Annotated in this window: 20 protein-coding genes; 10 read left to right on the forward strand and 10 right to left on the reverse strand. The window is 68.2% G+C overall.

Translation table 11 applies throughout. The annotated features are described in order from the left end of the window. The first annotated feature begins 16 nt into the window (after positions 1 to 16). Together NS3_RS20890 and NS3_RS20895 are read left to right on the forward strand one after the other, a co-directional pair. Positions 17 to 571, forward strand: a complete 555-nt coding sequence (locus tag NS3_RS20890) for a serine hydrolase domain-containing protein (RefSeq protein ID WP_157101450.1) — start codon at positions 17 to 19, stop codon at positions 569 to 571. A gap of 67 nt (positions 572 to 638) precedes the next feature. After that, positions 639 to 2,159 carry an alpha/beta fold hydrolase gene (locus NS3_RS20895; RefSeq protein ID WP_245649722.1) on the forward strand — a complete coding sequence of 507 codons (1,521 nt, stop codon included), beginning with the start codon at positions 639 to 641 and terminating at the stop codon, positions 2,157 to 2,159. A 43-nt stretch (positions 2,160 to 2,202) separates the two neighbouring features. Here the strand turns inward: NS3_RS20895 and NS3_RS20900 are convergent, their stop codons facing one another. The 4 genes from NS3_RS20900 to NS3_RS20915 form a co-directional block, all read right to left on the reverse strand. Next, positions 2,203 to 2,847: a response regulator gene (locus tag NS3_RS20900; RefSeq protein WP_067862358.1), complete on the reverse strand. Its 645-nt coding sequence runs from the start codon at positions 2,845 to 2,847 to the stop codon at positions 2,203 to 2,205. Then, positions 2,835 to 4,085 carry a sensor histidine kinase gene (locus tag NS3_RS20905; protein WP_218018271.1) on the reverse strand — a complete coding sequence of 417 codons (1,251 nt, stop codon included), beginning with the start codon at positions 4,083 to 4,085 and terminating at the stop codon, positions 2,835 to 2,837. Before NS3_RS20905 ends, NS3_RS20900 begins: the two co-directional genes overlap by 13 nt. Before the next feature lie 348 nt (positions 4,086 to 4,433). Continuing rightward, positions 4,434 to 5,183 carry an SDR family oxidoreductase gene (locus tag NS3_RS20910; protein WP_067862361.1) on the reverse strand — a complete coding sequence of 250 codons (750 nt, stop codon included), beginning with the start codon at positions 5,181 to 5,183 and terminating at the stop codon, positions 4,434 to 4,436. A gap of 147 nt (positions 5,184 to 5,330) precedes the next feature. Then, on the reverse strand, positions 5,331 to 5,696 hold the full coding sequence (locus NS3_RS20915; protein WP_067862364.1) for an Rv1352/Rv1906c domain-containing protein: 366 nt from the start codon (positions 5,694 to 5,696) through the stop codon (positions 5,331 to 5,333). A 284-nt stretch (positions 5,697 to 5,980) separates the two neighbouring features. On the opposite strand from NS3_RS20915, the gene NS3_RS20920 reads away from it, so the two are divergent. Together NS3_RS20920 and NS3_RS20925 are read left to right on the forward strand one after the other, a co-directional pair. Further along, positions 5,981 to 7,006, forward strand: coding sequence for an N-acetylmuramoyl-L-alanine amidase (locus NS3_RS20920; protein WP_067862366.1), 1,026 nt, complete (start codon positions 5,981 to 5,983; stop codon positions 7,004 to 7,006). Between the two features lie 61 nt (positions 7,007 to 7,067). Continuing rightward, entirely contained in the window at positions 7,068 to 8,168 is a 1,101-nt protein-coding gene (locus tag NS3_RS20925; protein WP_067862367.1) for a CobW family GTP-binding protein, read from the forward strand. A gap of 18 nt (positions 8,169 to 8,186) precedes the next feature. Here NS3_RS20925 and NS3_RS20930 read toward each other — a convergent pair whose 3' ends face one another. From NS3_RS20930 to NS3_RS20940, 3 genes are read right to left on the reverse strand one after another with little or no spacing between them, the layout of a single operon-like run. Then, positions 8,187 to 8,681: a molybdenum cofactor biosynthesis protein MoaE gene (locus tag NS3_RS20930; RefSeq protein ID WP_245649723.1), complete on the reverse strand. Its 495-nt coding sequence runs from the start codon at positions 8,679 to 8,681 to the stop codon at positions 8,187 to 8,189. After that, positions 8,674 to 9,675, reverse strand: coding sequence for a bifunctional molybdenum cofactor biosynthesis protein MoaC/MoaB (gene moaCB, locus NS3_RS20935; RefSeq protein ID WP_067862369.1), 1,002 nt, complete (start codon positions 9,673 to 9,675; stop codon positions 8,674 to 8,676). The genes NS3_RS20930 and moaCB overlap by 8 nt, the downstream gene beginning before the upstream one ends. A 52-nt stretch (positions 9,676 to 9,727) precedes the next feature. Then, positions 9,728 to 10,933 carry a molybdopterin molybdotransferase MoeA gene (locus NS3_RS20940; protein WP_084495796.1) on the reverse strand — a complete coding sequence of 402 codons (1,206 nt, stop codon included), beginning with the start codon at positions 10,931 to 10,933 and terminating at the stop codon, positions 9,728 to 9,730. Positions 10,934 to 11,054: 121 nt separating this feature from the next. Here NS3_RS20940 and moaA point away from each other — a divergent pair, with 121 nt between their 5' ends. Beyond that, positions 11,055 to 12,113: a GTP 3',8-cyclase MoaA gene (gene moaA, locus NS3_RS20945; RefSeq protein WP_067862373.1), complete on the forward strand. Its 1,059-nt coding sequence runs from the start codon at positions 11,055 to 11,057 to the stop codon at positions 12,111 to 12,113. After that, entirely contained in the window at positions 12,106 to 12,348 is a 243-nt protein-coding gene (locus NS3_RS20950; RefSeq protein WP_067862374.1) for a MoaD/ThiS family protein, read from the forward strand. Before moaA ends, NS3_RS20950 begins: the two co-directional genes overlap by 8 nt. 70 nt (positions 12,349 to 12,418) lie before the next feature. On the opposite strand, the gene nadE is transcribed toward NS3_RS20950, so the two are convergent. Further along, positions 12,419 to 13,243 carry an NAD(+) synthase gene (gene nadE, locus NS3_RS20955; RefSeq protein WP_067862376.1) on the reverse strand — a complete coding sequence of 275 codons (825 nt, stop codon included), beginning with the start codon at positions 13,241 to 13,243 and terminating at the stop codon, positions 12,419 to 12,421. Positions 13,244 to 13,252: 9 nt separating this feature from the next. After that, complete coding sequence (locus tag NS3_RS20960) at positions 13,253 to 13,858, reverse strand: TetR/AcrR family transcriptional regulator (protein ID WP_067862479.1); 606 nt, start codon at positions 13,856 to 13,858, stop codon at positions 13,253 to 13,255. Between the two features lie 159 nt (positions 13,859 to 14,017). On the opposite strand from NS3_RS20960, the gene NS3_RS20965 reads away from it, so the two are divergent. From NS3_RS20965 to nrdE, 4 genes are all read left to right on the forward strand, one after another. Further along, a complete protein-coding gene (locus NS3_RS20965; protein ID WP_067862378.1) occupies positions 14,018 to 14,584 on the forward strand; it encodes an NAD(P)H-dependent oxidoreductase in 567 nt (188 codons plus the stop codon). A 507-nt stretch (positions 14,585 to 15,091) separates the two neighbouring features. After that, entirely contained in the window at positions 15,092 to 15,325 is a 234-nt protein-coding gene (nrdH, locus tag NS3_RS20970) for a glutaredoxin-like protein NrdH (RefSeq protein ID WP_067862380.1), read from the forward strand. Between the two features lie 81 nt (positions 15,326 to 15,406). Further along, positions 15,407 to 15,889 carry a class Ib ribonucleoside-diphosphate reductase assembly flavoprotein NrdI gene (gene nrdI, locus NS3_RS20975; protein ID WP_067862382.1) on the forward strand — a complete coding sequence of 161 codons (483 nt, stop codon included), beginning with the start codon at positions 15,407 to 15,409 and terminating at the stop codon, positions 15,887 to 15,889. Further along, the gene (gene nrdE, locus NS3_RS20980; protein WP_084495797.1) at positions 15,874 to 19,257 is read left to right on the forward strand and encodes a class 1b ribonucleoside-diphosphate reductase subunit alpha; all 3,384 of its coding nucleotides are present in this window, start codon (positions 15,874 to 15,876) and stop codon (positions 19,255 to 19,257) included. The genes nrdI and nrdE overlap by 16 nt, the downstream gene beginning before the upstream one ends. Positions 19,258 to 19,389: 132 nt before the next feature. Here the strand turns inward: nrdE and NS3_RS20985 are convergent, their stop codons facing one another. Continuing rightward, positions 19,390 to 20,382: an LLM class F420-dependent oxidoreductase gene (locus tag NS3_RS20985; RefSeq protein ID WP_067862386.1), complete on the reverse strand. Its 993-nt coding sequence runs from the start codon at positions 20,380 to 20,382 to the stop codon at positions 19,390 to 19,392. Positions 20,383 to 20,564 lie beyond the last annotated feature (182 nt).

Consider the following 20,564-nt stretch of genomic DNA (forward strand, 5'->3'; position numbering starts at 1 on the left):
GAGGAAGACACTGCTCATGAACCCATTTCGGCGCAACTCCAGTAGAGCGGCTCTCTCGGTCGTCGTGGCGGGCGCGGTGCTCGCCGCGGCCGCGTGTGGTGGTGAGGCGTCGGTGAGCTCACCGGACGAGGCGGCGAATACACCACCGTCCGCCGTGGCCACCGCGATGGACACGCTGATGCGTCAGGGGTTTCCCGGTGTGCAGGTGGTGATCGACGGACCCGCCGGACATCGAACGTTCACCGCGGGGGTCGGTGATCTCAACACTCGCGCGCCGTTCCCGGACGACGCGCGCGTGCGGATCGGCAGCAACACGAAGACCTACGTGGCGACGGTGATCATGCAGCTGGTTGCCGAGGGCAAGGTCGACCTGGACGCGCCGATCGAGCGCTACCTGCCAGGAGTGGTGCAGGGCAACGGCAATGACGGCAGCATTCCAGGCTTCGAGACACGCAACGGCGTAAGGGCTGACGGCACGGCGGTGACCGTCACGGTCAACCAGTTGCCGACCACCGAGGAGGAGACCGATGCGGTCCTCGGTGTGCTGGACGCCGCCCTGTGCACCGCGTGAGCGCCCGGCCCACCGATTACCACGGCCCCTTTATCGAGTGCGGCCGAGAAACTTCCGAGGAGCATCAGTGAAACGCGCGAAAGGACTGACGGTCGCCTTGACCGCCGTCACCGGCCTGGTGGCCTGTGCCGGTCTGGTCGGTTGTACCGGTTCCGAGGCCGAGGCGACGCCGCAAACCGCGGTGCCGGACCGGTTCGCCGGTCAGCAGGTGGATTGGAAAGCCTGCGGGGATCCGAAGTTGGACGAGGCCGGGGCGCAGTGCGCCGAGGTCACAGTGCCGCTGAATTACGCTGATCCACAGGGTCCTACGCTCACGGTGGCGATCTCTCGGCTCGCCGGAACCGATCCCGCGCCGCAGCGCGGCGTCATGCTGTCCAACCCTGGCGGTCCCGGTGGTGCAGGTCTGGACTTCATGGTCGATGTCGCACAGGCGATGACGCCCGAGGTGCGGGCCCGCTACGACCTGATCGGCATGGATCCGCGTGGCGTCGGGCGCTCGTCCGCCGTCGACTGCCGGTGGCCGATCGGCTTCGGGCTGCATTCGGCGGGCCTGGACGCGGCAGGTTTCGCGGAGTCCGTTGCGATACAGAGCGATCTGGCCGCCCGCTGCGCCACCACCGAAGCGGCTCGACTGCCTTACATCACCACCCGCAACACCGCGCGGGACATGGATGTCATCCGCGGTGTTCTCGGCGCGGACAAGATCAGTTACTTCGGCACCTCGTACGGCACCTACCTCGGTGCGGTGTACATGCAGATGTTCCCCGAACGCAGCGATCGGATGGTGCTGGACAGCGCGGTCGACCCGGACACCTACGGGTCGGTCGGCATGGTGCAGGCGATGGGTCCGGCCAACGAGGCCGCGCTCGATCTGTGGGCGGATTGGGTCGCGGCGCGCGACGATGAATACCACTTCGGCACCAGCCGGGCCCAGGTTCGCGGCGCTGTCCAGGACCTGATCGAACAGGCCGCCGACAAGCCGATCCGGTTGGGCGAGTACGAGGTCGACGAGCACTGGCTGCCGGTGGTGCTGTTCGTCGGACTGGACAGCCCGGACCAGTACGGGATGCTCGCCGGTCAGATCCGTACCATTGCCGACGCCGCCGCGGGTAAGCCCGCCCATCCTGACGAAACATTGGACACCACACTAGGGTTCGTGTTGAAAGCACGGCCGGGCGACAATTCGGCGCAGATGGCCATCATGTGCGGTGACGTCGCCGCACCACGGGATCCAGGATCCTATTGGCGCAACATCGAGGCTGCCCGCGCCACCGAACCGGTGTTCGCCGGATTCACCAACAACGTCACACCGTGCACGTTCTGGGCCCCGCCCGCCGAGCCGACCACGGTGGTGCGCAATGCGGTGCCCGCCATGATCGTGCAGTCCACCGGTGACACCCGGACCGTGTACGGCGGGGCGGTCGCCCTGCACACCGCTTTGAGCGCCTCCCGCATGGTCACCCTCCAGGATGTGCAGACCCACTGGATCTTCGGGAGCTACCAGAACTCCTGCGTGTACTCGGCGGTGAACGCCTACTTCGGCGACGGCACGTTGCCCGCCGACGACATGACCTGTCGAGCCGACTGACCGGAGCCGGGTTGCGGCCCTGAACCCCCACGGGTTCAGGGCTTCATGCGTTCAAGTAGGTCAGTACTGCCAGCACCCGACGATGGCCGACGTCTTCGGTGGAGAGCCCGAGCTTCGCGAAAATGCTCCGAATGTGTTTGTGCACAGCGCCTTCGCTGACCACCAGCCGCTCGGCGATGGTCGCGTTGTTGTGGCCCTCGGCCATCAGGGCCAGTACCTCGCGTTCGCGGGCGGTCAGCGCGGCCATCGGGTCGTCGGCCTTGCGCCGCACCAGCAGTTGCGAGATCACCTCGGGGTCCATCGCGGTACCACCCGCCGCGACCCTGCGCAGCGAATCGAGGAAACGATCCACCTTGCCGACCCGCTCCTTGAGCAGATAGCCGACACCGCCCATGCCGTCACCGAGCAATTCCGCGGCGTAGCTGTCCTCCACCCAGGACGACAGCACCAGCACCGGCAGTCCGGGGTGCAGCTTGCGCGCGCTGACAGCAGCGCGTAAACCGTCGTCGGTGAACGTCGGCGGCAGGCGCACATCGACGACGACCGCGTCCGGCCTATCGGCGGCCACCGCCGCGAGGAAATCGTCCGCATTGTCCACGGCGGCCACCACTTCGATGCCCGCCGTGCTCAGCAGCAACACCAGACCCTCCCGCAGCAGGGCATTGTCCTCGGCGATCATGACCCGCACGGCAACTCCACCCGCACTACAGTAGGGCCCCCGGGTGGACTGATCAGTGTCATCCGGCCGTCGAGCGCCTCGGCCCTGCGCCGGATACCGGCCAGCCCGCCGCCGTAGGTCTCCACGGCGCCGCCCACCCCGTCGTCGTGGATCTCGATCGTCAACAGCTCGGGCGCACCGCCGAGCACCAGGGAGACGCCCGCGGCGCCGGAGTGCTTGGTGGCGTTGGTGAGCGCCTCGGTGATGACGAAATACGCTGCCGCCTCCACCGCGGCGGGACGTCTGCCCACCTCGCGGAGATCGAGCGCACACGGGATCGGGTTGCGGGCGGCCACCGCCGAGACGGCACTGGCCAGGCCACGATCGGTGAGCACCGGCGGGTACACGTTGCGCACCACGTCACGCAGTTCGGCGAGCGCGGCCGTCGCGGTGTCCTGCGCCTTGCGCACGAGACCCTGCGCCGTTTCCGGATCCTGTTCGCGCAGTTGGTCGGCCAGCCCGAGCTGCATGATCACCGCTGCGATCCGTGACTGCGCGCCATCGTGCAGGTCACGCTCGATCCGGCGAAGCTCGGCACCGTGCGCGTCCAGCGCGGCGGCCCGGGTCGCGGTGAGGGCCGCGACCCGGTCGGCCAGCATGGCGCCCTCGGCCGGTTTCAGCAGGGCGTGGGTGGCCATCGCCTGCCAGCGCGCGGCCAGCGGAAGCTGCAGGGTCACCAGGGCCACCGGGAATGCCAGGAAGAAGCTCAGTATCGCCTCCGGCCACGAGTCGACCGCGAAACCGAAACTGGCGAACTCCTGCCCCGGCGGCATCAGCTGCCAGAATCCCGGGATCGCCAGATGCATGAGGGTGCTGAGCGGCAGCGCGATGGCGAACACCGCGAGATAGGTGCCGGTCAGCGCGTGTGTGGCCAGCCAACCGAGGTCCCGGCGGTTCGCCGGATCGGTGAGCACCGTCGCGACCCGCTGCCGCAGGCCACCGGTGATCGGCTGATAGGCCTGCGACGCCTGTTCACCGAGATACTGTGCCGCCCTGTGACGATCGAACGACACCAACGGCCGGACCAGCCGAATCACCTCGGGCAGCGCCGGTATCCCTACGCCGATCAGGCAGAAAGCGCTGACGATCAGCAGGCCGACCACCGCGAGCAGCGCGAGCAGCGCGGTGACACCGCCGACCGCCAGGTACCAGACAGCGCCCGGCAGCCGCCGTGCTTTGTCTCGCGCGGAGCGTAGGGCCTCGATCACGCTCGTCATGGTGTCAGAACAGGACGCGACTGCGCCCGGCCGGTGCCCACCGTGCCAGCGGGCAGCGGGCAGGTGTGGGCGACGCGGCTGGTCGCGTGCGCACCACAGATAGCGGCCATACTCCAGGACTGCACCGAGTCCGACCCCGATCTCGGCGGCCCCGTCCTCGCCACCACGAATCCTACAGTCGGCCAACAGATTTCAGACGCGAAACACCAGCGTGTGCGACGAAGTGCCCGGCCGGGCCCTGTTCCCCCCTCCTGGATCAGGGACCGGCCGGGCAGGAACAAATGTCCCTCGGGGGTCTTGACAGCGTCTTACAGAGCGCTTAATGGGCCGGTCACGGGGTCAGGCCAGCTTCACGACCACGCTGTCCGGCAGATGCGGCAGCACGAGGTCGATCACCCGCCACGGCCAGCCGGGCACGCAGGCCCGTCGCTTCTCCTGCTCGATCGCCGCGACCATCGAGGACACGCCCTTGTCCAGCGGCGCGACCAGCTTCGCGTCACCGGCGTTGTCGGACATGTCGGTCCGGATGAAGCCGGGCTGGATCGTGGTGACAACGATGGGCGAGCCGCGCAACTCGGTAGCCAGCGCTTCGCCGAGCGCGGACAGCCCCGCCTTGCTCGCCGAGTACGCCGCCTTGGAGCCGGGCAGTCCACGCACCGCGCTCATCGACGAGATCAGCACCAGGTGACCGCTGTTCTGCTCGCGGAAGATCGCCAGCGCCGCCTCGGCCTGTGCCATCGCGCTGACGAAATTCGTGGTCGCGGTCGCCAGGTTGGCCGAGGCGCGCCCGGTGCCCAGCCGCGCGCCCTTGCCGATGCCGGCATTGACGATCACCCGATCCAGACCGCCGAGTTCGTCGCGCAGCTCACCGCACACCCGCGGCACCGCCGCGTGGTCGTCGACATCGAGTGCCCGCACGGCGACGGTGATCCCGGGATGCGCCCCGATCAGCTCGGCGCGCAATTCCTCGAGCAGATCCAGCCTCCGAGCGCACAGCGCCAGATCCCGGCCCTTCGCCGCGAACTCCCGTGCCATCCCCGCGCCGAGACCCGAACTCGCGCCGGTGATCAAAATCTTCGTCCTCGTCATGGTGCGACCCTAACCAGTTCGCGGCACAGTCCCGGCGCGGTGCGGAACTGCCGTTCACCCCTCGGCCGGGCGTCGCGGGTCCGACGAACGCGCCCCGTGGCCGGTCGGCTGGATTTCTGGTCGGCTCCTGGACGGGGACGGTGCGGCTCAGCCGGCCGAGCCGGTCGACGCGGCGGGCACCATGCGCCACACGCCGCAGTTCTCGGTGCGGAACGCCGTGTCGGTGGCCTTGATGACCACCCGGCCGGGCGGCTTGCGGGTGTAGTTGTTGGCGATGATGTAGGTCGGGTCGCTGGTGTCGCCGACGACCTTCCAGAGCCTTCGCCAGTCGCAGGGACGGTCGGGATCGGAAGTGCCCGGCGCCTCCCAGGTGCCGGGGGCGATGTCGACTCCCACCGTGTAGAGCCCGTCCTCCGCGATGACGGTGGCCGGTTCGGCGGCGGCGATCCCGGAACCGAGCAGTGTGGCTGTTCCCGCCAGTGCCCCCGCGATCATCACTGTGCTCGCGCGCATGAGCCCTCTCCTCGACGTCTTGGGCCGTCCTCGTCGACGGCCGGAGTTCCCCTCGACCCGAGGGCCAGATCTACCAGAAACAAACTGTCGATTCGGGAAAACGAGGAGATTCAGCTCACCTGTGCGGAGTTCGCGCATGACCGGCTCGCGGCGAGAAGAGAGAGTTAACGGTTCGGTAACTGAGGCTTGCCCGTGTGGTGCCTCTGTTGCCAGAGTGAGTCATTGGGTTTGGTGTTGCCAATGGGAAGGGAGGGGCGCCGCGTTTCCGGGGCGCCGACCGATACATGAAGCCGACCATCATCACCGCCGCGATCACCCTCGTATTCGCCGGACTCGTGCCCGCCGTGGCCGCCGCCGACCCGGCCGACCCGGAGCTGGCCACCAAGCTCTCGGGTCAGACCGTTTTCCTCGATCCCGGGCACCAGGGCCCGAACCACTCGGAGAACCTGTCCCGCCAGGTCGACGACGGCCGCGGGGGCACCAAGGACTGTCAGACCACGGGCATGACCACGGTGAACGGAGTTCCCGAGCACACCATCACCTGGAATGTCGCCCAGCTGGTCAAGGCCTCGCTGGAGAGTCTCGGCGCGCAGGTGGTGCTCAGCCGCCAGGACGACAGCGGCTGGGGCGGTTGCGTCGACGAGCGGGCCCGGGCGGCAGGCGACTCCGGCGCGACCGTCGCGGTCAGCATCCACGCCGACAGCGGTCCGGCGTCCGAGCGCGGCTTCCACCTGATCGTGCCGCAGCTGCCGATCCCCGACGCCGCCGCCGACCGCGCCCAGTCCGGCGAGGGTCGGGCCGTGTCGCAATCGGTCCGCGACGCCTACGTCCAGGCCGGTTTCTCGCCCGCCACCTACGCGGGCGTGCGCGAAGGTCTGCAGACCCGGTCCGACGTCGCGGGCCCGGCCCTGACCACCGTCCCACTGGTGTTCCTGGAGATGGGCAACGGCGCCAACGCCGAGGACGCCGCCGTCCTCGAATCCGCGGGCGGCCAGCTCGAGCACGCGATCGCACTGACCACCGGCATCGTGGGCTACCTCCTCGACACCCCGGTCACCGGCACGGACGACCTGCCCGCCGGTGCGCCCGCCCGGACCGAGCCCGACACCACCGCGCCCGCCCCGAAGACCACTGCCCCGAAGCGCGCGGCCCCGGAGGCGTCCGATTCCGGAACCGACCTCGCCGAACGGGCGGCCGAACTGCTCGTGCCTTTACTCGGCGCGCTCGGCAAAGACCAGGAAGCGCTCACCTCCGAGCTCGTCAACCTGGCCTACACTCTGGCCGCCACGTTGTTCGCCCCCGCCCGGTAGCGGACGGCCGAGCCCGCGACCGTGCTCGGTGCGCCGGTGCGAGCCGCCTACAGTGGTCCGGGTGAGCGAGCGAATTCCTGTGCTGATCGTGGCCGGTTTTCTCGGGTCGGGGAAGACGACGCTGCTCAACCGGCTGCTGCACGACAGCGGTGGCACGCGAATCGGCGTGGTGGTCAACGACTTCGGAGCGGTGAACATCGACGCCATGCTGGTGGCCGGGCAGGTCGACGCGATGGTCTCGATCGGCAACGGATGCGTGTGCTGCGCGGTGGACGTGGGCGAGCTGGACGAGATGTTCGAGCGGTTGACCCAGCCGCAGGCGGGGATCGATGTGATCGTGGTGGAGGCCAGCGGACTGGCCGAGCCACGCAATCTGATCCGGATGGTGGTCGGCAGCGAGAATCCCCGGATCAGGTACGGCGGGCTGATCGAGGTCGTGGACGCGGCGGAGTTCCCGGCCGGTCGCGAGCGGCACCCGGAGCTGGTGACCCACCTGCGACTGGCCGATCTGGTGGTGCTGAACAAGGCGGACCGGGTCGACGCGGCGGAACTCGAGCGACTGCGCGCCGAGATCGTGGCGCTGACCGCGCCGGTGCCGGTGTATGTCACCAGCTTCGGCCGCATCGACCCCGGCCTGCTCTTCGACGAGCCGGCACGAGAGCGCACCCCGGTCGCCGGACAACTCAGCTTCGACGAGCTGTGGCGCGAGTTCGACCGCCTCGAGCACAGCGACCCGGAACACGGCGACCCGGAACACGACCACCGGTGTGCGGATGGTTGTGACCACCCCGCGGGCGCGCACCGCCACCTGCACGACGACTACACCAGCGTCTCCTTCACCAGTGCGCAGGCACTCGATCCGCGGCGGCTGGTGAGCTTCCTGGAAACCCCGCCGCCGGGATTGTTCCGTGCCAAGGGCTTCGCCGAATTCGCCGTGCACGGACAGCACCGTGTCTTCGGCCTGCACGTCGTAGGCAGGCACATCGTTTTCGAGCCCCGCCCGTGGCGACCCGGCGACGACCGGATCAGCTCATTGGTGCTGATCGGCGCGGGCCTGCCCGCCCAGGAAGCGCTGGACCGGTTGCGCGACACGGTGCACACCGGTCCGGACCCACTCGACGAACAGGCGCTGTTGGGCGTCTGGCGGTACACCCCGCACTGAGGCTGTCCCATCCTCCCCTCAGTGACAGGCGTTGACCCACTCCGACAACCCGTCGGCGAACTGCTGCCGCTTCCAGATCGGCACCTCGTGCTTGATCCGGTCCACCAGTTCCGCGCAGGCGGCGAACGCCTCGGCCCGGTGTGGTGCGGCCACCGCCACCACGATCGCCAGATCGCCGATGCCGAGATCGCCGACGCGATGCTCGGCGGCGACGGGCAGCCCGGTGCTCGCGGCGATCGCGTCACAACACGCACGCAGGAAATGCGCGGCACGCGGATGGGCGGAGTACTCCAGCGCCGACACCGCCTGACCGCCGTCGTGGTTGCGGACCTTGCCGGTGAAGACCACCACCGCGCCGTGCTCGGGCCCGGTGACCGCGGCCTCGACCTCGGCCGGATTCAGCGGCCGCTCGCTGATGCGCGCCAGCCGCACACCGGCGGTCTCGCTGCCCGGCGGGGCATCGGTCCCGTTCCCGGCAACGCTCTCACCGGTGGTCATGGGGCTCTCACTCATGGGTACCGCCTCCGGATACTTGCGCCAACAGATGATCCAGTAGCGGCTCGAGCACTGCCATCCCGTCCTTCACCCCGCCCGGCGAGCCGGGCAGATTCACGATCACGGTGCGACCGGCCAGCCCGGCGACCCCGCGGCTGAGCGAGGCCAGCGGGAACGCCGCCGCACCCTTGTTTCGGATCGCCTCGGCCACGCCGGGCAGTTCGCGATCCAGCACCGCCAGGGTGGCCTCGGGCGTCGCATCGGTGGGCGAGGCGCCGGTGCCACCGGTGGTGACGATCAGGTTCGGAGCCGTGCGCAGCGCGTCGGCCAGCCCGGTCGCGATATCGGCGTCGGCGTGCACCACCGGTCCGCGCACCGCGAAACCCAACCCGTCGAGCCAGGTCGCCAGCACCGGGCCGGTGGTGTCGGTGCGGGTGCCCGCCGCCGCCCCGGTCGAGGCGACCAGGACGACCGCCGAGCGCGCATCGTCCCCGCCGAGCGCATCGGCCGCGGGATCCGCTTGCCGTGCACCGGTTTCCGCGCCCTCACGGGTCCACTGCCCGCGCTTGCCGCCGGATTTGGACAACAGCCGCACGTCGGTCAGGACGGCGGCGGGATCGACCGCCTTCACCATGTCGTGCAAGGTCAGCCCGGCCACCGCGACCGCCGTCAACGCCTCCATCTCGACACCGGTGGGACCGGTGGTCTTGGCGGTGGCCTCGATGGTGATGGCGTCGCCGGTGAAGCCGAACTCGACCTTGACCGAGGACAGCGCCAGCTGATGGCACAGCGGGATCAGCTCGGAGGTCTTCTTCGCGCCGCCGATACCGGCCAACCGCGCGGTGGACAGCACATCGGCCTTCGGCAGATCGTCGGCGCGCACCAGCGCCACCACTTCCGGCGTGGTGCGCAACGCGCCCGCGGCCACCGCGATCCGCACGGTGTCGGCTTTGGCGCTCACATCCACCATGCGGGCGCGCCCCTCGGCGTCGACATGGGACAACTCGCTCATACCGTCAAGACTGGCACAACCGGCCGCCCGCCCCGAACCCCGTCGGATCAGCTCACAATTCCCGGACCCGCACCGGCGCGCCCTCGGGCAGTTCGGTCACCTCGGCGGCGATGTCGATCAACACCTCGGCCTGGGCCATGCCGACGATCAGATGCGAACCCGGCCCGGACACCGTCACCACTCCCGCCTCGGTCATCCGGCCGCGCAGGAACTGGCGCCGGCCCGCGGGCGAGCGCACCGGCTCGACCAGCGTCGTCTCGAACGCGCGCACGGCGGGCAACCCGGCCAATCGACGCAGCATCGGCCGGGCGAACACCTCGTAGGAGACCAGTGTGCTCACCGGGTTGCCGGGGAAACTGAGCACGGGGACCCCGTCGATCACCGACAAGCCCTGGGGTCCGCCCGGCTGCATGGCCACCGATCCGAACCGCCCGCCGCGTTCGGACAGCACCTCCTTGACGACCTCGAAATCGCCCTTCGAGACCCCACCGGAGGTGAACACCACATCCGCCGAGCGGGTGGCGGAGGAGATCAGCCGGGCGAACACGGCCGGATCGTCGGTGCTGTGCTCCACCGCGACCACCTCCACCCGGTCGGCGGCGAGCGCGGCGGCCAGGGCGATGCCGTTGGAGTTGTAGATTTGGCCCGGCCGCAACGGCGTGCCCGCCGGGACCAGTTCGTCGCCGGTGGTGATCACCGCCGCGCGCACGGGAACGAAAACGTCGACCCGTGCCACCCCGACCGCCGCCAGCGCGGCGATGTGGCGAGGCGTCAGCCCCGTGCCCGCGGACACCAGCAGATCGCCCGCGCGCACGTCGGTGCCCGGTTCGCGGATGAAATCGCCTGCCGCACGGCCACGTTCGATCACCACATGGCCGTTCTCGACCCTGGTGTCCTCCACCGGGATCACGCAGTCCGCGCCCGGCGGGATCGGCGCGCCGGTCATCACCTTCCACGCCCCGCCCGCGGGCAGCGGCGCCGAGCCGGCCTCGCCCGCCGCGACGACGCCCGCCAACGGCAGCGAGGTCGGGGTGTACCGCACGGTCGCGGCGCGCACGGCGTAGCCGTCCATCGAGGAATTGCGGAAGACCGGCAGATCGACCGGGGAGTACACGTCCTCGGTGAGCAGGCGGCCCGACGCCGACGGCACCGGCACGGTTTCCGACGACCGCATCGCGAGCGGCCGCAGGACCTGCTCGATGCGGTCGCGGTGTTCCTCGACGCCGACGGCGGCCACATCCGTTGCCCGTGCGCTCATGGCGTCAGCGTAGCGCGCCAGGTGATCTCACCGTCCGGCCTCGTGGTTCGTGAGAACGCCAGGTGGGAACGGTTCGCCTGTCACTGCCACGCGAGAAGGGGCCTGCGGTCATAATGGAGTGATGACGTTGGTCGAGATGGGCATGCCCGCGGTGCGGTCGCGGCGGCCCGCGCTCGACGGACGCCCCGATACTCCGGCGCTGGTCGACCGCTTCGGCCGGGTCGCCCGTGACCTGCGGGTATCCATCACCGAGAAGTGTTCGCTGCGATGTACCTATTGCATGCCCGCCGAGGGATTGCCGCCCATTCCCGCCGACGAGCTGCTGACCGCCGACGAGATCGTCCGGCTGGTCGCGCTCGCGGTCGAGGAACTGGGTGTGCGCGAGGTCAGGTTCACCGGCGGCGAGCCGCTCATGCGCCGGGATCTCGAACGGATCATCGCGGGCTGCCACGAACGGGTGCCGCACACACCGCTGGCGATGACCACCAACGGCGTCGGGCTGGCACATCGCGCGCGCGGTCTGGCGCAGGCCGGCCTGCACCGGGTCAACGTCTCCCTCGACACCGTCGACCGGCTCGGCTTCGCTCGCCTGACCCGTCGCGACCGGCTGGACTCGGTGCTCGCGGGCATCCGCGCCGCGCGGGCCAACGGTCTCGCCCCGGTGAAGGTCAACGCGGTCCTGATGCGCCAAACCCTCGCCGAGGCGCCGGATCTGCTCCGGTGGTGCCTGGACGAGGAATGCGAACTGCGGTTCATCGAGGAGATGCCGCTGGACGCCGATCACGAATGGGCGCGGGCGAACATGGTCACCGCCGCCGAACTGCTCGAGGTGCTCGGCGCCAGATTCACCCTCGAGGAGGTCGGCCGTCTCGATCCCTCCGCACCGGCCGAGAAGTGGCTCGTGGACGGCGGTCCCGCGGTGGTCGGCATCATCGCCACGGTCACCCGCAAGTTCTGCGACACCTGCGATCGCACTCGGCTCACCGCCGACGGCATGTTGCGCTCCTGCTTGTTCAGTGATCAGGAATTCGATGTGCGCCAAGCGCTTCGGACCGGCGCGGACGATGCCGAGATCGCCGAGATCTGGCGCGGCGCCATGTGGAACAAGTGGGCGGGCCACGGCATCGACGCCGAGAATTTCGTCCCCCCGGAGCGCACGATGGGAGCCATCGGTGGTTGAGGTCCGCTATTTCGCCGCGATCGCCGATGCGGTCGGCAAGGATTCCGAACACCTCGAACTACCGCCCGGCGCGACCCTCGCCGACCTGCGCGTCCGGTTGGCCGACACCTACGGCCCCGATCTGGACAAGATGTTGGGCGTGTGCGCCTACCTCATCGGCGACGAACTGACCCGCGACACCTCGGTGACCGTCGGTCGTCAGGTCGACGTGCTGCCGCCTTTCGCCGGCGGCTGATCCCTGCCGGCGGCTGATCGCTGCCGGCGGCTGATCAGCCGCCGGCGAAAGGGCGCGCCTCGGACCTCGCTCAGCGCCACCAGGTGTCGAGCGGAGTGACCGGAACCGTGCGCTTGTGGCGGGTGTTGAGGAAATGCCGCTCCACCCGTTCGGCGACCTCGTCGGTGACGTCCTTGCCCTCGAGGTAGTCGTCGATGTCGTCGTAGCGGATGCCGAGCGCCTCCTCGTCGGGCAGCGCGGGGCGGTTGTCCTCGAGGTCGGCGGTGGGCACCTTCGCCCAGGTGCTCGACGGCGCGCCCAGTTCCTGCAGCAGCGCCGCGCCCTGCCGCTTGGTGAGACCGGTCAGCGGGGTGAGATCGACGCCGCCGTCGCCGTACTTGGTGAAGAATCCGGTGACCGCCTCGGCCGCGTGATCGGTGCCCACCACGAGCAGGTTCTCCTGCCCGGCGATGCCGTACTGCACCACCATGCGTTCCCTGGCTTTGATGTTGCCGCGCACGAAGTCTCGCAACCGCTCGATGTCGAGCGCTCCGGCGACCTCCGCGCCCGCGGCGTCGGCGCTCGGCTTGACGTTGACGGTCACGGTGCGATCGGGCCGGATGAAGTCCAGGGCGATCTGGGCGTCGTGTTCGTCGGCCTGCACGCCGTAGGGCAGGCGCGCCGCGACGAACGTCGCCGAACCACCGTCGGCGCGGACCTTCTCGGCCGCGAGCTGGCACAGCCGCCCGGTCAGCGTGCTGTCCTGTCCGCCGCTGATACCGAGCACGAAACCCTGTGCGGGAGTGGAGAGCAGGTACTCGGCGAGGAAGTCGACCCGGCGGCGGACCTCTTCCGCGGGTTCGATCTTCGGCTGGACGCCCAATTCGGTGATGATCTGTTCGCGCAGGCTCGACATGAGGTCACTTTACTGGGGACCGGCGTCGGCCACCCGGCGGACGAACCGCTCCCAGTTGTCGCCGACCTGTTCCCGGCCGCGGCCGAGCACGTGCAACTGGTGCATCACCAACGGCGCGCCGAGCATCGCGAGCAGGCTGCCCGCGATCAGGTCGTGGTCGCCGGGGCTGCCCGCCTCCCGCAACAGCACGACCACGTGGCGGTGCTGCAGACGGTAGGGCGCGCTGTGGAAGAACCCGCTCGCCTCGCCGATCTCGGCCGCGCGATACAACTCGCCCTCCACCTCGATGTCCAGCAGCCGGGCGCGGCCGAACGCGACGAGCCGTTCCAGTGGTGGCGCGCCGGGGCCCAGCGGCGGCGGCCCGAACATGAAGCTCTGCTGGAACTTGTGCTCGGAGTGGTCGAGTAGCGCGCGCAGTAGTCCCGAGCGGTTGCCGAAACGGCGGAAGATCGTGCCCTTGCCGACGCCGGCGCGCCGGGCCAGTTCGTCCATCGTCAGGCTGTCCACGCCGTGTTCGCGTACCAGGTGCTGGGCGGCGTCCAGCAGCAGCCGCCGGTTGCGGGCCGCGTCGGCGCGCTCGCCGGTGGGCCCCTCGGGCGGCGGGCCGATGGTCAGCGATGCCCTGATGACCGCGCCCGGCGGCGCGGGCTCGGGGGTGGTTCCGGGTGTGACAGAGCTCACTGCTGCTGTTCTTCCTCTCCGGGAAGTAATCGGACTGCGGTCCGGTTAGTACCTCGTGACCGTACGGACCTCATCAGTACATCAGGAGTTGTCATGAGCCAGACCCGCATCCTCGTGCTCGCCGGAAGCCTGCGCAGCGCCTCCATCACGCGCCGGATCGCCGAAGCGGCCGTGCGGACCGCGCCCGAGGGCGTCGAGATCGACCTCTACGACGGTCTCGGTGAGATCCCGTTCTACAACGAGGACATCGACGTGCCCGGTTCGGTGCCCGCCGCCGCGGAGCGTCTGCGCGCCGCGGTCGCCGAGGTGGACGCGGTCCTGCTGGTGACTCCCGAATACAACGGCACCCTCTCGGCCGTGCTGAAGAACGCCATCGACTGGGTGTCGCGTCCGTACGGCGCGGGCGCTCTGAAGGGGAAGCCGGTCGGCGTGGTGAGTGCGTCGATCAGTCCCAACGCCGCGCGCTGGGCGCACGGTGACGCGGTCAAGGCGGTCGGCGTCGCCGGTGGTGTCGTGGTCGAGGCCGCGCACGCTCACTTCGGCGCGATCGGCGAGCGCTTCGCCTCCGCGCACCCGAGCGAGGATGCCGAGGCCCTCGCCGAACTCGGCGCGTCGGTCCGTGAACTGGTGCAGGCGACCCGCGTCGCGGTGACCGCCTGATCCGACCCGCGCCTGCGGGCGTGTCGCGCGAGGGGTCGTCCCGGTCCGGGGCGGCCCCTCGGTGTGTCTCGGGCGGGGCTCCGCGTCTCGGTGGCCATCCTCGGACCGGATGTGACTGATGTGCAAGAGATGCCCTTCAGGTAGCTCAGTGAGGGTTGCGGCGGGCGTGACCTGCGGGGCAGGAGAGTTTGCTGAGAAAGCGCTGCGCAATGGGATTGTGATGTCGAACACCGACGTGTCGGGTTGCGAATCGACTGTCCAGGGACTTGTGCGGTGTAAATCCCATCAATGTTGTTCGCAACATGTCGTGTTGTGGAGAAGTGTCGCCCACTAGGTGTAGTGTCTTGCCTACTGGAAGACGGGGTGTGGCCCTTTCCCTCGCGTATTGCCGTAACGGGGATGAGCAGGGCCTACCGCACCGGGTCCAGGGAGTTTGCGCAGCGCAAGTCGATCACGCAATGCACATGGATCACCGGCTGTGGATCAGGCAGAGGAGAGAGGCAGATCATGACCGTCACCGTGTACACCAAGCCCGCTTGCGTTCAGTGCAACGCCACCTACAAGGCCCTCGACAAGGCCGGGGTGGACTACGAGGTCGTCGACATCAGTGAGAACTCCGAGGCGCGTGACTACGTCATGGCTCTGGGTTACCTGCAGGCGCCGGTCGTCGTCGCGGGGGAGGATCACTGGTCCGGCTTCCGCCCCGATCGCATCAAGAACCTCGCCACCGTCGCGGCCTGAACGCCGCGCGCGACCGGCAGTATGCCCGCCGATCCGGGCAGGCGGCCTGACGGTCCATCCGAGGAGAGAGGACAGCAGGTCATGTCCGACACGGTCGGCGACACCGCGCTCGTCTACTTCTCCAGCGCATCGGAGAACACTCACCGTTTCGTCGAGAAGCTGGGACTCCCGGCGACTCGCATCCCGCTGCACACCACCGATTCCCTGCGGGTCGAGGAGCCCTACGTGCTGATCGTCCCCACCTACGGGGGCGGTCGGCACGTGCTCGGTGAGGCAGGCGGGCACACCAGACCCGACAAGGAGTTCGTGCCGCGCCAGGTCGCCAAGTTCCTCAACGACCCGCACAACCGGTCGTTGCTGCGCGGGGTGATCGCGGCGGGCAACACGAACTTCGGCGACACCTATTGCTATGCGGGAGATGTCATTTCGCGCAAGTGCGGGGTGCCGTATCTGTATCGATTCGAACTCATGGGAACCGCGCGCGACGTCGAGCGCGTCCGAGAGGGATTGGGATTGTTTTGGCAACAGCAACCACAGCGCCGACCGGCATGTCGGCCCGCCTAGAGCGGCCCGCCGCGCGCATCGCCGACGGCGCCGGGGAGGACATGGATTACCACGCCCTCAACGCGATGCTGAACCTGTACGGCGCCGACGGCGAGATCCAGTTCGAGAAGGATCGCGAGGCCGCGCGCCAGTACTTCCTCCAGCACGTCAACCAGAACACGGTCTTCTTCCACAATCTGGACGAGAAGCTGGACTACCTGGTCGAGGAGAACTACTACGAGCCCGAGGTTCTCGACCAGTACAGTCGCGCCTTCGTCAAGAGCCTGTTCCAGCAGGCCTACGCCAAGAAGTTCCGGTTCCCGACCTTCCTCGGCGCGTTCAAGTACTACACCTCCTACACGCTCAAGACCTTCGACGGGAAGCGCTACCTGGAGCGCTTCGAGGACCGCGTGTGCATGGTGGCGCTGACCCTGGCCGCCGGTGACGAGACGCTGGCGCGCAAGCTGGTCGAGGAGATCATCGACGGCCGCTTCCAGCCGGCCACCCCGACCTTCCTCAACTCCGGCAAGAAGCAGCGCGGCGAGCCGGTGAGTTGCTTCCCTGCCGGCACCCAGGTGGACACGATCGACGGCCCGCGAGCCATCGAGACCCTGCGGGCCGGAGATCGGGTTCTGTCTCACGACGGTTCGTTCTCGGTGGTCGAGGAGTTGATCGAGAACCCCAACGATCAGGCGCTGGTATCGATTTCGCATTTCGGACACAAAGATCCGATCCGGTGCACTCCGGAGCATCCGATCCTGGTGTGGACCAGCCGTGACGTCGAGAGCCTGATCGACGGTGATGGCGCCGACCCGTTCAACGGGTTCGTGTGGTTGGCCGCACAGGATGTTCACCCCTCCGATTTCATCGTGACCACCGCGCCGCTGGACACGCGTGAGCGGCGGGTGTTCGATCTGATGGAGTTCGTGGGCGAAGGCGTCTACGAAGAGGTCGACGGCCTGATCCGCAAGGTGAACGTCGATGCGAAGCATCGGAACAAGCAGCGTCATCGTCAAGGCTTCGTCGCTGTCAACCGCTATATCGAGGAGTCCTACGAACTCGGGCTGATCATCGGCTGGTATCTCGCCGAAGGGTATGTGTCCAAGCGAACGGGAACCGGCCTGCCGAACGGCGTCCACTTCACCCTCGGCGCCCACGAAGTGGAGTACCACGTCGAGCTGGGCATGGCCTTCAAGCAGGTGTTCGGGGTCGATCTGTCGCTGTACACCAACCATTCCGATCACTCGACCCGGATGGTGTGCAACAGCAAGATCGTGGCCTCGTTGCTGCTGTCGCTCGCCGGTACCGGTTACAGCACCAAGCGGCTGTCCCACGATGTGATGACCGCGGATGAGGATTTCCAGCGCGGCCTGCTCGCTGGTTTGTTCCGTGGTGACGGATGCAGTACCACCGGCGGGATGGTGCTCGACCTGGTGAACCCGGAGCTGGTCGACCAGGTACAACTGCTGCTGCGTCGTCTCGGCATCGTGTCGGTCGTCCGTACCTATGTCAACCAGGCCGGCAATTCGACCGGCCAGGTCTTCGTGCCCGGCCTGCCCGGCACCAACGAAGAGTTCATCTTCGACATCGACAAGAACCTGCACAACTACACCGGCCGCAAGGGCACGACGCGTACGACCTACCAGGTGGTGCACGGTCGCCATGTCTACGGAGTCCGGGCGATCGAGCGCACCGCCGAGACGCCGGAGAAGGTCTACAACCTGCACGTCGAGGGCACGCACACCTACACGATTCGCGGCACCGTCGTGCACAATTGCTTCCTGCTTCGCATCGAGGACAACATGGAGTCCATCGGGCGCTCCATCAACTCCGCCCTGCAGCTGTCCAAGCGCGGCGGTGGCGTGGCGTTGCTGCTGACCAACATTCGCGAGCACGGCGCGCCGATCAAGAAGATCGAGAATCAGAGCTCGGGCGTCATCCCGATCATGAAGCTGCTCGAGGACTCCTTCTCCTATGCCAACCAGCTCGGCGCGCGGCAGGGCGCGGGCGCGGTGTACCTGCACGCGCACCACCCCGACATCTATCGCTTCCTGGACACCAAGCGGGAGAACGCCGACGAGAAGATCCGCATCAAGACGCTGTCGCTGGGCGTGGTGATCCCCGACATCACCTTCGAGCTGGCCAAGAAGAACGAGGACATGTACCTGTTCTCGCCCTACGACGTGGAACGCATCTACGGCAAGCCGTTCGCCGACATCGACGTCACCGCGAAGTACCACGAAATGGTCGACGACAAGCGCATCCGCAAGTCGAAGATCAAGGCGCGCGAGTTCTTCCAGACCATCGCCGAGCTGCAGTTCGAATCCGGCTACCCGTACATCATGTTCGAGGACACGGTGAACCGGGCCAACCCGATCGCGGGCAAGATCACCCACTCGAACCTGTGCTCGGAGATCCTGCAGGTCTCCACCCCGTCGAGGTTCAACGACGACCTGTCCTACGCCGAGATCGGCAAGGACATCTCCTGCAACCTGGGCTCGCTCAACATCGCCAAGGCGATGGACTCGCCGGACTTCGCGCAGACCATCGAGGTGGCCATCCGCGCGCTGACCGCGGTGTCGGATCAGACCCACATCACCTCGGTGCCCTCCATCGAGCAGGGCAACCTGCAGTCGCACGCCATCGGCCTCGGCCAGATGAACCTGCACGGCTACCTCGCCCGCGAGCACATCCACTACGGCTCCGACGAGGGCATCGACTTCACCAACATCTACTTCTACACCGTCGTCTACCACGCGCTGCGGGCCTCCAATCAGCTCGCGATCGAGCGCGGCAGCTACTTCGGCGGCTTCCCGGAATCGAAGTACGCCAGCGGCGAGTACTTCGACAAGTACACCGACCAGGTATGGGAACCGGCTACCGAGCGGGTGCGGCAGCTGTTCGCCGACGCGGGCGTGCGCATCCCCACCCAGGACGACTGGCGCGAGCTGAAGACCTCGGTCATGGCGCACGGCATCTACAACCAGAACCTGCAGGCCGTGCCGCCGACCGGCTCGATCTCCTACATCAACCACTCCACCAGCTCGATCCACCCGGTGGCGTCGAAGATCGAGATCCGCAAGGAAGGCAAGATCGGGCGCGTCTACTACCCGGCGCCCTACATGACCAACGACAACCTGGAGTACTACTCCGACGCCTACGAGATCGGCTACGAGAAGATCATCGACACCTACGCCGCGGCCACCCAGCACGTGGATCAGGGCCTGTCGTTGACGCTGTTCTTCAAGGACACCGCCACCACCCGCGATCTCAACCGGGCGCAGATCTACGCCTGGCGCAAGGGCATCAAGACGCTGTACTACATCCGCCTGCGGCAGATGGCGCTGGAGGGGACCGAGGTCGAGGGCTGCGTGAGCTGCATGCTGTAGTCACGGCCGACCGGCTGACGAACCCGGGCCCCGGAGTTTTCCGCATCATGCGGAAAACTCCGGGGCCCGGCGTCGTCCCGGGTGGACCACCCGATGCCACCGAGCCACGCTCCGGGGCGGCTCGGGCTCGGCTCAGCGCAGCGCCGGAACGACCTCTTTCTCGAACAGCTCGATGCCCGAGGTGTCGTAGGCCGATTCGGGGAAGTTCAGGATGGCATAGCCGAGGCCCAGATCCCGGACCTTCGACAGGTTCTCGGCCACCTGCTCGGGCGTGCCGACCGCGGGCCCGCTCGCGAACAGCCTTTCGGCGTACTCCGCGGCGTCGGCCTCGCCGATCGCTACGGCCAGCCGCGCGCGGATGCCGTCGATGCGCTGCCGCACCTCGGCCTCGTCTCGGCCGAGAACGGCATTGAAATTCGATGACCGCACGATGGCGTCGAACTCGGTGCCGACCTCGGCGCAGTGCTCACGCAGGATCTCCGACTTGCGGGCGAACTCCTCGAGGTCACCGGAGAAGTTGGTGTAGTCGGCGTACTGCGCGGCGATGCGCAGCGTCTTCTTCTCGCCGCCGCCCGCGATCCACAGCGGGATACCGCCCCGCTGCAGTGGCAGCGGACGCACGATCGCGCCGTCGACCTGGTAGTGCTTGCCGTCGAGGGTGGCCTCGCCCGTGGTCCATGCCTGCCGGAAGATCTGCACGCCCTCGTCGAGCCGACCCAGCCGGTCGCCGGCCGAGGGGAAGCCGTAACCGTAGGCGCGCCACTCGTGTTCGTACCAGCCGCCGCCGATACCCATCTCGACCCGGCCGCCGGAGATGATGTCGGTGGTCGCGGCCACCTTCGCCAGATAGGCGGGATGGCGATAGCTGATCGCGGTACACATCTGGCCGAGCCGCACCCGCTCGGTGGACGCCGCGAACGCCGCCATGAGCGTCCACGCCTCATGGGTGGCTTCCCGCGTGGGCCGCGGCACGGTGTGGAAGTGGTCGTAGACCCAGATCGACTCCCATTCGTCGTGCTCGTCGGCCCGCCGCGCCAGCCCGCGCATGACATCCCACTGCTGTTCGACGTCGATCCCCACCAGATCCAGTCGCCATCCCTGCGGGACGAACAATCCGAAGCGCACCCGATTCTCCTTCGTAGTTTCTCGACCGGCCGATGGTTGTCTCGGTCGTCGATCTCACTTTCCCCATCGGTCCTGCCGACGGCAACCCTGACGCGGTGCTACCGCCACCTGCGGCAGACGGCTCCGGCAGGCGATACGACGCGCCCCACAGGACGCCGAACGGGTTTCCGCCAGGCACGGCT

Origin of the sequence: Nocardia shimofusensis NBRC 100134, assembly GCF_001613125.1 — a bacterium.
Classification (GTDB): Bacteria; Actinomycetota; Actinomycetes; order Mycobacteriales; family Mycobacteriaceae; genus Nocardia; species Nocardia shimofusensis.